Below are 14,798 nucleotides of genomic sequence, written 5' to 3' on the forward strand. Positions count from 1 at the left end.
TTACTCCTTGCTGGCGTCGCGGAGTGCCTTCGTCAGCAGCTCCGCCACGGCCTGCACCGTCGGCTCGCGCAGCAGCGTGTGGTGGGTGCCCGGCAGCTCGTGCGATTCGAGCTGCTCGCCCACCAGTGCCGCCCAGCCGCCGTCGGGCGTGCGCGTCTCGTCCCGCTCCTCCGCGTGGATGCGCAGCACGTGCTGATCCATCGCGGGCGGGTGGTAGCGCCGGGCCGCTTCGAGGTTCGCCTCGAAGACCTGGAAGAGGGCCGTGGCGTCCACTCCGGACGGCAGGGCTCCGGCCTGGGCCGCGGCTTCCAGCACCTTCGTGAGCACCGCTTCGGGCTCCAGCTCCGCCGTGTCCACGTCCAGGTCCGCCAGCGACACGCCCATCAGGTCCTGCGCGAACAGGCCCACCGCCAGCGCGCGGTCCAGGTTCGGCTCCGAGTCCGGCACCGTCTCCGGGACGTACGAGTCGATCATCGCCACCAGCTCCACCGCTTCACCTGCCTCGCGCAGCTGGTACGCCATCTCGTAGGCGATGACGCCGCCCAGCGACCAGCCGCCCAGGCGGTACGGGCCGTGGGGCTGGACCTTCCGCACCTCGCGCACGTAGCTGGCGGCCAGGGACTCCACGGTGTCCAGTGGCTGATCCGTGCCGTCCAAGCCTCGGGCCTGGAGGCCGTAGAAGGGCTGATCCGGTCCCAGCCTCCGCGCGAGCTCCGCGTAGGCCAGCACGTTGCCTCCCACCGGGTGCACGCAGAAGAAGGGCGTGCCGGTGCCCTGGTTCGTGAAGGGCACCAGGGCCGTGAAGGGCTTCGGCCCCTCCGGCTCGGCCTCACTCAGCAGGACCGCGAACCGCTCCACGCTGGGGGCCTGGAAGAGCGCCGACAGCGGGAGCTTCCGGCCCGTCTCCCGGTGCACCGCCGCCATCAGCCGCACCGCCAGCAGTGAGTGCCCGCCCAGTTCGAAGAAGCTGGTGCGCACGTCCACCGCGGCCACGCCCAGGGCTTCGGCCCAGAGCCGCTCGAGCATCGCTTCCTGTTCGTCCCTGGGGCCGACCCTGGCTTCGGGGTTCGTGGCTTCGTCCACCGGCGCGGGCAGCGCCGCGCGGTCCACCTTGCCGTTGGGCGTCAGCGGCAGGACGGGCAGGGCGACGTAGGCGGCCGGGACCATGTAGTCCGGCAGCGAGCGCTGGAGGTGGCTCCGGAGCGGAGCGGTGTCCACCTCCGGCGCCACGTACGCCACCAGTCGCTGCACTCCCGGCACGTCCTCGCGCACGAGCACCATCGCGTCGCGGATGCCCGGGTGCGTGCGCAGCGCGGCCTCGATTTCGCCCGGCTCGATGCGGTAGCCGCGCAGCTTCACCTGGAAGTCCACGCGTCCCATGAAGTCCAGCGTGCCGTCCTGCTTCCAGCGGACCCGGTCGCCCGTGCGGTACAGGCGGGCTCCGCGCTCCGTGCTGAACGGGTGGGGGATGAAGCGCTCCGCCGTGAGGTCCGGCCGGTTCCGGTAGCCACGCGCCAGGCCTTCGCCCGCGATGAACAGCTCGCCCGGCACACCCACGGACACGGGGTTCAGGTTCGCGTCCAGCACGTACACGCCCACGTTGAGCATGGGCCGGCCGATGACGGGCGTGGGCTGCGCCGTGCTCTGGATGCACTCGGTGGTGGACGCCACGGTGCCCTCGGTGGGGCCGTAGGCGTTGTAGGCCCTCGTGCGGTGCGTGGCCGCGAGCGTGCGCCACGTCACCTCGTCCATCGCCTCACCGCCGATGAAGCAGATGGACGGCACGTGGGCCTGCTCCAGGAAGCCCGCCTCCAGCAGCAGCTTGAACAGCGAAGGCGTGCAGTCCAGCGCGTCGATGCGGCGCTGCTCCAGCCACGCGAGCATCGCCTCCGGATCCTGCCGCACGGCCTCCGGGACGATGCACAGGCAGTGGCCGTCCGCCATCAACAGCAGCTGCGTCACGGACGCGTCGAAGTAGAGCGGCCCGTTGAGGCTCACCCGCATCACCTTGGGTGCCTGCGTGTAGCAGGCCTCCGTCAGCGAACGATGCAGGTGCGCCAGCGAGCGGTGCTGGATCATCACGCCCTTGGGCATGCCCGTGGAGCCGGACGTGTAGATGACGTACGCCAGGTGCTCCGACCGCGTGGCCACTCGCGGGTTGGCCGGCGAGGACGCTTCGATGCGCCGCGCGTCCGCGTCCAGCCGCACCACGTGCCGCACCGCCGGCTGCCACGCTTCCATCTGCGCCTGGGTGGTCAGCAGCACGGCCGCGCCGCTGTTCTCCAGGATGAAGGCCCGTCGCGCTTCAGGGGCCGCCGGGTCGAGCGGCACGTACGCGCCCCCCGCCTTGAGGATGCCCAGCAGCGCGACGATGGCCTCCGGCGAGCGCTCCAGGCAGAAGGCCACCGGTACATCCGGGCCCACGCCCAGCGTGCGCAGGAAATGCGCCAGCTGGTTCGCGCGCACGTTGAGCTGGTGGAACGACACCGTCGTATCGCCCATCACCACGGCGGGTGCCTTCGGCGTGCGCGTCACCTGTTGCTCGAAGCGTGCGTGGAAGGGCAGGTCGGCGTCGAAGAGGGCCGTCTCGCCGCTCCACTCCTCCAGCACCCACTGACGCTCCTCCGCCGTCAGCAGGGGCAGGCTGTCCAGCGCGGCGTCGGGCTTCGCGGTGGCGCCTTCCAGCAGCTGGACCAGGTGCTCGGACAGCCTGCGGGCCGTGGCGGGCTCGAAGAGGTCCGTGGCGTAGGAGAGGTCGCCCTCGAAGCCCCGCTCGGTGCGGCTCAGCGTCAGGTCCAGGTCGAACTTCGTCGTGGGCAGGTCCACCTCCACCGGGCGCAGTGTCAGCTCCGGCAGGCGCACCTCCGCGTCCGGCACGTTCTGGAGCGCGAAGAGGGCCTGGATGAGCGGCGTGCGCGACAGGTCGCGCGTGGGCTGCACGGCCTCCACCAGCCGCTCGAAGGGGATGTCCTGGTGCTCGTACGCGCCCAGCGTGGTGGTGCGCACCTGCGAGAGCAGCTTCCGGAACGATGGACGACCGTCGAACCTCGCGCGCAGCACCAGCGTGTTCACGAAGAAGCCGATGAGGCCCTCCGTCTCCGCGTGACGCCGGCCCGCGATGGACGTGCCCACCAGCAGGTCTTCCTGCCCTGAGTACCGGTGCAGCAGCGTCTGGAAGGCCGCGAGCAGCACCATGAAGGGCGTGGCGCCTTCCGCCTGGGCCAGCGCCTCCACGGCTTCGCTCAACGACTGCGACAGACGCACCGGGAACGTCGCGCCCCTGGCGGAGCGCTGGGGCGGACGCGGCTTGTCCGTGGGCAGGGCCAGCGCCTGCGGGGCTCCGGCCAACTGCTGCGTCCACCACCCAAGCTGCGCGTCCAGCACTTCGCCCTGGAGCCAGCCGCGCTGCCACACGGCGAAGTCCGGGTACTGCACCGCCAACGGGGCCAGCGGCGAGGCCTGGCCCTGCCGGAAGGCCTCATAGAGCGCGGTGACTTCGCGCACCAGGATGCCCATGGACCAGCCATCGCCGATGGCGTGATGCAGGCACAGGAGCAACACGTGTTCCTGCTCGCCCAGCTTCAGCAGCGTGAGGCGCGCGAGCGGACCCGTGGCGAGGTCGAAGGGCGTCAGCGCGTCCTCGCTCGCGAGCCGCACGGCCTCCGCTTCCTTCGCGTCGTCGGGCAGGCCCGTCAGGTCCACCACCGACAGGACTCCGGTGGGGGCAGGGTGCACGTGCTGACGGGGTTCGCCGTCGTGCGACTCGAACGTGGTGCGCAGCGCTTCGTGGCGTTCCACCAGTGCGTCGAAGGCCTGCTGGAGCGCGGGCACGTCCACCGCGCCGGAGAGGCGCAGCGCCGTGGGCATGTTGTAGAGCGCGCTGCCCGGGTCCAGCTGATCGATGAACCACAGCCGCTGCTGCGCGAACGACAGCGGATGCGGACCGGGGCTCGTCGCGGGACGCAGCGGTGGCAGGGCGTTGGCCTCCGGCGCGTCCGGCAGCCGCTGGGCGAGCGCCGCCACGGTGGGGGACTCGAACAGCGCCCGGACGCCCACGTCCACGCCGAAGCGGGCACGGATGCGGGACACCAGCTGCGTGGCCAACAGCGAGTGGCCGCCCAGTTCGAAGAAGTGGTCGTTGCGGCCCACGACGGGCACGTTCAACAGCTCCTCCCACAGCGAGGCCAGGGCCACCTCCGCGGGCGTCGCCGGGGCTTCGTACGAGCGTGCCGCGCGCCACTGCGCCTCCGGCGAGGGCAGTGCCTTGCGGTCCACCTTGCCGTTGGGCGTCAACGGCAGGGAGGGCAGGGTGACGAAGGCCGACGGCACCATGTACTCCGGCAGGTGGCGGCGCAGGTGTTCGCGCAGCACCTCCGTGTCGCCGTCCGTCACCACGTAGGCCACGAGCCGCGCATCGCCCGGCGTGTCCTCCCGGACCAGTGCCACTGCATCCCGGACTCCGGCGTGCGTGCGCAGCGTGGCTTCGATTTCACCCAGCTCGATGCGGTAGCCGCGCAGCTTCACCTGGAAGTCCAGGCGGCCCATGAACTCCAACGTCCCGTCCGGCCGCCAGCGGCCCTTGTCGCCCGTACGGTAGAGGCGGGCTCCGGGCTCCGCGCTGAAGGGGTCTGGCACGAAGCGCTCGGCCGTCAGGTCCGGCCGGCCCAGGTAGCCACGCGTGACGCTTTCACCGGAGAAGCACAGCTCGCCCGGCATGCCGAAGGGCACCAGCCGCTGCCTCGCGTCCAGCACGTACGCGTTCAGGTTCGCCAGCGGCCGCCCGATGACGGGCTCCGTCCGGGGGCTGCCCTGGATGGGGGCTCCCGTCGTGCCGACCGTGCACTCCGTGGGGCCGTAGCCGTTGAAGGCGCGCGTGCGGTCCGTCGCCGCGAGCCGCCGCCACGTCTCCACGTCAAGCGCGTCGCCGCCCGTCAGGATGACCGGCGGCACCCAGGCCCGCTCCAGCAGGCCGGCCGCCAGGAGCGGCTTGAGCTGCGCGGGCGTGCAGTCCAGCGCGTCGATGCGGTGCTGCTCCAGCCACGCGAGCATCGCCTCCGGATCCAGGCGCAGCGCGTCCGGGACGACGTGGAGGCAGTGCCCGTCGATGAGGTGGACCAAGCGCTCAATCACCGCGTCGAAGTACAGCGGCGCGTTGACGCTGATGCGCTGTCCACGCGGCTGGCCCGCGTAGAAGGCGCGGCCCATGGCCCGGTGCATGTTGAGCACGGAGCGGTGCTGCACCATCACGCCCTTGGGCTTGCCCGTGGAGCCGGACGTGTACAGCACGTACGCCAGGTGCTCCGGGCCCGTCAGGGCGGGCAGGGGTTCATGCGAGAGGGCGCCCAGGCCGGCCTGCTCCACGTCCAGCCACACTTCCTGGACGCCATAGGGGCTCCATTCCCCGCACGCGGTCTCCGTCGTGACGAGCACCGCCGCGGCGCTGTCCTTCAGCACGAAGTCCCTGCGCGCTGGCGGGGCTCCGGGGTCCAGCGGGACGAAGGCCCCGCCCGCCTTGAGCACCGCGAGGACCGCGACGATGGACTCCACCGAGCGCTCCAGGCACAGCGCCACCCGCACCTCCGGGCCCACCCCCATGGAGCGCAGCCGCCACGCGAGCTGGTTCGCCCGCGTGTCGAGCTGCCGGTACGTCAGCGCCGACTCCCCGAACACCACGGCCGGCGTATCCGGCGAGCGCGCCACCTGCCGCTCGATGAGGCCGTGCAGCGTGGCGTCGCGCTCGAAGTCGAGCAGCTCGCCGCCGCCCATGCGCACCAGCCGCACCAGCTCCTCCGGCGAGACGAGCGACACGTCCGCCAACGGCAGGTCCGGCGCGTCGCAGACGGCTTCCAGCAGGCGGCGCAGGTGCGCGGCGAACCGCTCGATGGTGCCCGCGTCGAACCACTCCGCGGCGTAGTGGAAGCGGCCCTCGTAGCCGTCTCGGGTCCTGTTCAGGTCCAGCGCCAGCTCGAACTGCGTCGGGCTGCCGCCGTCGAAGGAGGCCGGACCCACCGTCAGGCCGGGCACCGCCAGCTCCGTCACGGGCGCGTTCTGGAGCGCGAACATCGCCTGGAAGAGCGGCGTGCGGCCCAGGTCGCGCTCGGGCTGGAGCGCTTCCACCAGGTGTTCGAACGGGATGTCCTGGTGCTCGTATGCGCCCAGCGTGGTGGCGCGCACCTGGGCCAACAGCTCGCGGAAGGTCGTCTTCGCGCTGAAGCGCCCACGCAGCACCAGCATGTTCACGAAGAAGCCGATGAGCCCCTCCGTCTCCGCGTGCCGGCGGTTCGCGATGGGCGAGCCCACCAGCACGTCATCCTGCCCGGACACGCGCGACAGCACGGCCTGGAACGCCGCCAGCAGCGCCATGAAGGGCGTGGCGCCTTCGGCCTGGGCCAGCGCGTCCACGCGCTCGCTCAGGACGCGCGGCAGTGTCAGCCGGACCAGTCCGCCTCGCTGCGTGGAGGTGGCGGTCCTTGGCCGGTCCGTGGGCACGTCCAGCACGAAGGGCGCCCCGGACAACTGGTTCTTCCACCACTCGACCTGCGCCTGGAGCACGCCGCCCTGGAGCCAGCCGCGCTGCCAGACCGAGTAGTCCGCGTACTGCACCGGCAGCTCCGGCAGGGCGGCGGAACGGCCCGCACGCCGGGCCTCGTAGAGGGCCGTGAGCTCCCGCACGAGGATGCCCAGCGACCAGCCGTCGGACACGATGTGGTGCAGGTGCAGCACCAGCACGTGCTCCTGAGCATCCAGCTTCATGAGCAGCGCGCGGATCACCGGCCCACGTGTCAGGTCGAACGGGCGCAGCGTCTCCGCGTGGCCCAGGCGCTGGGCTTCGGCCTGCTTCGCGGCGCGGCTGCCCAGGCCTGTCAGGTCCACCAGCTCCAGGGGGACGTGGCCCTCCGGGTGGATGTCCTGCACGGGCTTGCCCGCCTCCATGCGGAAGGTGGTCCGCAGGGATTCATGCCGCGCCATCAGCGCGTCCAGGCTTGCGCGCAGCGCATCCACGTCCAGGTCGCCGGTGAGGCTCAGCGCCAGCGGCATGTTGTAGAGCGGGCTGCCCGGCTCCAACTGGTCGACGAACCACAACCGCTGCTGCGCGAAGGACAGCGGCGGCGCGGACGTCCTCTCGGCGCGGACCAGCGGCGGCGCCTGGGTGCGGCGCGCGTTTACCAGCCGCTCCGCCAGCGTTGCCACCGTGGGCGCGCGGAACAGCTCGCCCAGCGGCAGCTCCACGCCCAGGGTCGACCGGATGCGCGACACCACCTGCGTGGCCAACAGCGAGTGCCCACCCAGCTCGAAGAAGTCGCCGTGGATGTCCACGGTGTCCAGGTGCAGCACCTCCGCCCAGATGCCCGCGAGCGCCTTCTCCAGCTCGCTCCGAGGCGCGGAGGTGGCGCTGTCCGTGGCACGGGCCTGGGGCGCGGGCAGGGCCTTGCGGTCCACCTTGCCATTGGGGCTCAGCGGCAGCTTGGGCAGCACCACGATGGCGGACGGCACCATGTAGTCCGGCAGCTGCTTCTGCACGGCCGCTCGCAGCGCAGCCGTGTCCAGGCCTTCGCTCACGACGTAGGCCACCAGGCGCCTGTCGCCCGCATCCTCGCGCACCACGACCACCGCCTCCTGGACTTCCGGCGACTGGCGCAGCACGGCTTCGATTTCGCCCGGCTCCACGCGGAAGCCGCGCAGCTTCACCTGGAAGTCGCCGCGGCCCAGGAACTCCAACGTCCCGTCCCTCAGCCAGCGCACGCGGTCGCCCGTGTCGTAGAGACGCGCTCCGGGTTCAGTGGCGAAGGGGTGGGGGATGAAGCGTTCGGCCGTGAGGTCCGGGCGCTGGAGGTAGCCCCAGGCCAGACCGTCTCCGCCCACGTACAGCGTGCCCGGCACTCCCGGCGGCACGGGCTGGAGCGCCGCGTCCAGCACCCACACCGTGGAGTTCGACAGCGGCCTACCGATGGGCACCGAGCGGCCCACGGTGTCTCCAGCGCGCAGCGTGTGCGTGGCGGAGAACGTGGTGTTCTCCGTGGGGCCGTAGCCGTTGACCAGCACCGCGCCTGGAGGCAGCCGCTTCAGGTGTTCACGCACGCGCTCCACGGGCAGCACGTCGCCACCCGCCAGCACCTGCTTCACCCGGGCCAGCGCGTCGCCCTGGTGGAGCACCATCTGCTCGAAGAGGGCGGCGGTGAGCCACAGCGTGGTGATGCCTTCGCGACGCAGCAGCGCTCCCGTCTCCTCCAGTGACAAGGCCTTGGGCGGCGCCAGCACCAGCGTCGCGCCGTTCAGCAGCGCGCCCCAGACCTCCAGCGTGGACGCGTCGAACGCGATGGGCGCCAGCTGGAGGAAGACCTCTTCGGGCCCGAAGTGGATGAAGTCCGCGCCGCGCACCAGACGCGTGATGCCCCGGTGCGGGACGCTGACACCCTTGGGCCGGCCGGTGCTGCCCGACGTGAACATCACGTAGGCCAGCGCGTCGGCGTGCACGTTCAGGTCCAGTGGCGTCTCAGGCTGACGCGCGATCTGGGCTTCATCCGCGTCCAGCAGGACCTGGAGGTCCGTCACCTGCGGCAGCTCATCCGCCAGGGCCTCCTGCGTGACGAGCACGCTCACGCTGGCCGCCTGGAGCATCCAGGTGATGCGCTCCGCGGGAGTCTTCGCGTCCACCGGCACGTAGGCCGCGCCCGCCTTGAGGATGCCCAGCAGACCGGTGACGAGGTCGAACGACCGCTCCAGGCACAGGCCGACCCGGTGGCCGGGCCGCACACCCTGACGCCGCAGGTGGTGCGCGAGCTGGTTCGACGCACGCTCCAGCGCCGCGTACGTGAACGTCTCCCCGCCGGACTTCAGCGCGATGGCGTCCGGCGTGCGCGAGGCCTGTTCCGCGAAGAGGGCGCCCACGGACGCGTCGCGCGGGTAGTCCCGGGCGGTGTCGTTCCACCCGATGAGCAGCCGCTGGCGCTCGGCCTCCGTGAGCCAGGGCAGCTGCCCCAGCCGCGTGTCCGGCGCCCGGACGGCGGCCTCCAGCAGCACGCGGAGGTGCTCCGCCATGCCGGCCGCGGTGGCCGGTTCGAAGAGGTCCTGGTTGAAGACGAGCCCGCCGTCGAATCCGTCCGGCGTGCGCATCATCAGCCACTGGAGGTCGAAGAGGATGACCTCCGGAGTGGACTCCAGCGGGCGCAGCGTCAGCCCCGGCAGGGACAGCTCCGGCAGGGGTGCGTTCTGGAGCGTGAAGGTCACCTGGAACAGCGGCGTGCGGCCCAGGTCTCGCTCCGGGTGGAGCACCTCCACCAGCTTCTCGAACGGCAGGTCCTGGTGCTCGTACGCACCCAGCGTCGTGGCGCGCACCTGCTCCAGCAGCTCACGGAAGCGGAGTGTGTCGCGGACCCGCGTGCGCAGCACCACCGTGTTCGCGAAGTAGCCGATGAGGTCCTCGGACTCCGCGTGACGCCGGCCCGCGATGGGCGACCCCACGAGCACGTCCTCCTGGCCCGCGTACCGGTGCAGCAGCAGCTGGAAGGCCGCGAGCAACACCATGAAGGGCGTGGTGGAGGTCTGCTTCGCCAGTGACTCCAGCGCCTCGCTCAGCTCGCGCGGCAGGGTCATGGGCTGCACGCCGGCCCGGAAGGACTGGCGCGCCGGACGCGGGTGGTCCGTGGGCAGCTCCAGGTAGGGCGCGGCGCCTTCCAGCTGCCCGCGCCAGTACGCCACCTGCGACTCCAGCACGTCGCCCTGGAGCCAGTCGCGCTGCCAGAGGGCATGGTCGGCGGCCTGCACCGGCAGCTCCGGCAGCGGCGAGGGCTCCTCCGCGGAGAACGCCGTGTAGAGCGCGCCCATCTCCCGCACCAGCACGCCTGTGGACCAGCCGTCGGAGATGATGTGGTGCGTGTTGAGCAGCAGCCGGTGCTTCGTGGGCCCCAGCTTCATCAGGAGCCCCCGGAACAGCGGGCCCTGCTCCAGGTCGAACGGGGTGCGGGCCTCCTCCAGCGCCAGCCGCGACGCCTCCGCGTCGCGCGCTTCCGCCGAGGGCAGCGCGGACAGATCCACGTTCCTCAGGGGCATGGGGAAGGGCGGATGGATGACCTGCGACGGCGTGCCTTCGTCCGAACGGAAGGTCGTGCGCAGCGCTTCATGGCGGCGCACCAGCTCGTCGAACGCGGCCAGCATCACGATGATGTCCAGCGTGCCATCCAGCTCCAGCATGCTCGGGAGGCTGTAGGCGTTGCCTACCGTGCCCAGCTGCTCGAGGAACCAGAGCCGCTGCTGCGCGAACGACAGGGGCAGCACGTCCGGCCGCTCCGTGCGGACCAGCGAGGGCAGGGCGGACGCGGGGGCTTCCTGGGACTCGGACGCGGGCCGCTGGAGGGCGTCAATGCGCTCGGCCAGTGCCGCGACCGTGGGTCCTTCCAGCAGGGCGCGCAGGGGCAACTCCACGCCGAAGTGCTTGCGCACGCGCGACACCAGCTGCGTGGCCAGCAATGAGTGGCCACCCAGCTCGAAGAAGCCGTCGTGGCGTCCCACGGCGGGGACGCGCAGCACCTCGCTCCACAGCGGGATCAGCGCCGCCTCCGTGGGCGTCGCGGGCGGTTCGATGACGCGCTCCGTGGCGGGCGCGGCTTCCGGTGCCGGCAGCGCCTTGCGGTCCACCTTGCCGTTGGGCGTCAGCGGCAGGACGTCCAGCGTGATGAACACCGCGGGCACCATGTACTCCGGCAGGTGACGGAGCAGGTGCTCGCGCAGGGGCGACGTGTCCACCGGGGGGGCGACGTAGGCCACCAGCCGGTCGTCGTGCACCTGCGCCACCGCGTCCCGGATGCCCGGGTGCGCGCGCAGCGTGGCTTCGATTTCGCCCAGCTCAATGCGGTTGCCGCGCAGCTTCACCTGGAAGTCCAGGCGGCCCATGAAGTCGAGCGTGCCGTCCTCGCGCCAGCGGGCCTTGTCGCCCGTGCGGTACATGCGCGCGCCGGGCTCCGTGCTGAACGGATCCGGCAGGAAGCGCTCGGCCGTGAGCGCGGGCTGGCCCAGGTAGCCTCGCGTGACGCCTTCACCGGAGAGGCACAGCTCGCCCGGCGTCCCGATGGGTGCCAGACGCAGGTTCGCGTCGAGCACGTAGGCGCGCAGGTTGGTGATCGGCCGGCCGATGACGGGCAACGGCTGGGTCGCGCCCTGGACGGCGATGGTCGTCGCGTCCACGGTGACCTCCGTGGGGCCGTAGCCGTTGTAGGCGCGTGCGTGCTTCGCCGCAGCGAGCTGCCGCCACGTCACCTCGTCCATCGCCTCGCCGCCGATGGAGAACCGGACGGGGCCATGGGCGCGCTCCAGCATTCCCGCGGACAGCAGGAGCTTGATCTGCGACGGCGTGCCGTCCAGCAGGTGGATGCGCTGACGCTCCATCCAGTCGAGCATGGCCTCCGGATCCAGGCGCACGTCCTCCGGGACGATGACCAGACAGTGGCCGTCCAGCAGCTGGATCACCTGTTCGATGGACGCGTCGAAGTACAGCGGCGCGTTCACGGTGATGCGCTGTGCGGGCGCCAGCTCCTCGTAGATGCTCCGCGTCATCGCCAGGTGCAGGTGGATCACCGAGCGGTGCTGCACCATCACGCCCTTGGGCGTGCCCGTGGAGCCGGACGTGTAGATGACGTAGGCGAGGTTCGCCGGCCCCGCCGCTGGCGGCAGGTTGTCCGAAAACCTGTCCGACAGTCCGACAGGTTCTGCGTCCAGCCGCACCAGGTGGGGCACCTCCGGGTTCCATGCTTCTTGCAGCGCCCGCGTCGTCACCAGCACGCTCGCGCCACTGTCCTTGAGGACGAACGACTTGCGCGCGGCCGGAGCCTTGGGGTCCAGCGGCACGAAGGCGCCGCCTGCCTTGAGCACCGCCAGCAGCGCGACGACGGCCTCCACCGACCGCTCCAGGCACAGGCCCACCGTGACTTCGGGGCCCACACCCAGCGACCGCAGGTGCCAGGCGAGCCGGTTGGCTCGCGCGTTGAGCTGCCGGAAGGACAGCGTCGTTTCCTCGAACACCAGGGCGTCCGCGTCCGGCGTCGCGGCGGCCTGCCGTTCGAAGCGCGCGTGCACGGTGGCGTCGCGCTCGAAGTCCACGACGTCGCCGGTGCCGGTGCGCAGCAGCCAGGCGCGGTCCTCGGCCGGGAGGAGGGACACGTCCGTCAGCCGGGCCCCAGGTTGGATGAGGGACTCCAGCGCCTGACTCCACTGGCCCAGCACGCGCTGCATGGCGTCCGCGTCGAAGCGGTTCTCGTCGTAGGCCAGGTGCAGTTGGAGCTCACGGCCCGGGTACACCGTGGCCGACAGCGGGTAGTTCGTGCTCTCGCCGATGACGAAGTCGCGCAGATCCAGCGCGGTGGAGCGGCGCAGCACCGATTCATCGAGGGGGACGTTCTCGAAGACGAGCAGCGACTGGAAGAGCGGCAGGCCTCGGGGGATGTCGCTCCAGCCGTGCGCGGCGACCAGCGGCGTGTGCTGGTGCTGCTGGATGTCCAACAGCTTCGCCTGGAGGGACTGGAGCCACGACAGCACGGGCGCGTCCTCGTCGGGGATCGCGACGCGGACCGGCAGCGTGCTGATGAGCAGGCCCAGCATCTCCTCCGAGCCCGCGAGTTCCGGCGGCCGGCCCGCGAACGTGGTGCCGAAGAGCACATCGCGCGTGTCCGCATGGCGTGCGAGCACCAGGGCCCAGGCCGCTTGCGTCAGCGTGTTGACCGTGAGCCGGTGCTGCCGGGCGAAGCCCTCCAGCGCCGTGGTGCGTTCCTCCGGAAGCGTCAGCACCCGGTTGGGCTGATTCACCGTGCCATCGGGGTGCGCGGACGGAGGACGCATGGCCGGCAGGGGCGTGGGCGATGACAGGCCTCCCAGCTGGCCGCGCCAGAAGCGTTCGTCCTCCGCGACGTCGCGCTGGCCCAGCCACGCGATGTAGTCGCGGAACGGCGGACGCCCGGCGGCGGGCAGCGGTGTCCCGGCGGTCAGCGCGTCGTAGATGGCGAAGACCTCCTGGAAGAACAGGCCCAGGCTCCAGCCGTCGAACAGCAGGTGATGGTGGCTCCAGACGAAGCGCCACCGCGCGTCTCCCAGCCGCACCGCCGTCATGCGCGACAGGGGCGCACGCGACACGTCGAAGCCGCGCGCGCGGTCCTCCGCGATCAGCCGCTCCAGTCCGGCCTGCTGCTCCGGCTCCGACAGGTGGCGCCAGTCATGCGCTTCGAACGGCAGCACCGCGTGTGAATGCACCACCTGCAGCGGCGCCTCCAGGTCCTTCCACACGAAGGCCGTGCGCAGGATGGGGTTGCGGTCCACCGCCGCCTGCCACGTCCGCTGGAACAGCGCGAGGTCCACATCCGAGTGGACCGACCACGCGGTCTGCTCGAAGTAGAAGCCCGCCTCCGGATCATTCAGCGCGTGGAAGAGCATGCCCTCCTGGAGCGCGGAGAGCGGGAACAGGTCCTCCACCGTGGGGCCCTGCGCCGCGAGCACTGCGTCCAGCGAGGTCTGGGACAGACGCGCCAGCGGGAAGTCGCTCGGCGTCCGCCTGCGCGCGTCCTCCGAGTGTCGCTGGGCGATGAGCTCGCGCAGCGCGCGCGTGAAGCCTTGGGCCAGGGCTTCGATGGTGGCGGCGTGATGCCACTCATGGCTGAAGCCGAAGTCCATCCGCAGCTGTCCGTCCACGACGTAGCCGCTGACGGACAGCGCGTGCGCGTGAAGGGCCTCGGGCGACACCGTCATGCCGGTGGGCTCGGTGCCCGGGGCGAAGAGGGTGCTGGCGCCGAGGGAACCGTCCCGCTGGCTCAGGCCATTGAAGACCACCTGCGCGGACGGCAGGGTCGCGAGCCGCTGCCGGAGCTCCGCGGGCCCCATGAACCTCAGGAGGCCGTAGCCGATGCCGCGGTCGGGCCAGGTGGACAGCGAATCGCGCACCGCGCGCAGGCAGTCTCCGGCCGAGCCACCCTCCGGCAACTGGAGCAGGGCCGGCGTCAGCGACGTGAACCACCCCACGGTGCGGGACACGTCCGCGTCCGCGAAGAGCGCCTCGCGACCATGGCCCTCCAGGTCGATGAGCAGGCGCGACTGGCCCGTCCATTCGCGCAGGGCCAGGGCCAGGGCCGTCAGCAGGATGTCGTTGATCCGCGCCCGCCAGGCCTCCGGCGTCTCTTCGAGCAGCAGCCGGGTCTGCTCCGCTTCCAGCCGCACGGACATGGTGCGGTGCGAACCCTCGGTGCCGGGCCCGGAGCCATCGGTGGGCAACGGGGCCACGTTCCTGCGGGCCTCGTCGAGCCAGAGGGCCGTCTGCGCATGCAGGGCGTCGGACAGGGCGTGGGCTTCCAGCCTGCGGGCCCAGGCCAGGAAGGAGGTCGTCTTCGCGGGAAGCGCGGGGGACTGGCCCGTGCGCAGCCTCAGGTAGGTGGTCTCCAGGTCCTCGACGAGCACACGCAAGGACACGCCGTCCACCACCAGGTGGTGGAGGACCAGCAACAGGCGCTGTTCCTGGCCGGCGCCGAAGTGGAAGAGCGCGGCGCGCAGCAGGGGCGGCCGGGACAGGTCGAACGAGGCCTGGAGGCGCTCGGCCTCCTCCTCCAGCCGTGCCGAGCGCATGTCCTCGGGCAGTTCGGACAGGTCAATCTGGAGCAGGGAGACCCGGGCCTCGTCGGGCGCGGCGTTCTGCTGGCGCCAGGCGCCGCCGTCCTCGCGCACGAAGCGCATGCGCAGGGCGTCGTGGTGGACCACCAGGGTCTGGAGCGCCTCTTCCACCCATGCCGCCTTCAACGGCTGGCGCACCTGGAGCAGCAGCACCTGGT

1 protein-coding gene (cut by a window edge) is annotated in these 14,798 nt (G+C 71.6%); it reads right to left on the reverse strand.

The window, feature by feature from the left end:
* Positions 1-14,798 carry part of the coding region annotated (locus D7V80_RS15105) for a non-ribosomal peptide synthase/polyketide synthase (RefSeq protein ID WP_120588829.1) on the reverse strand (this coding region is incomplete at its 5' end). The annotated region continues 20,519 nt past the right edge of the window, so 14,798 of the 35,317 annotated nt are shown.

It is taken from the genome of Corallococcus sp. CA054B, assembly GCF_003611625.1.
In the GTDB taxonomy this organism is placed as follows: Bacteria; Myxococcota; Myxococcia; order Myxococcales; family Myxococcaceae; genus Corallococcus; species Corallococcus coralloides.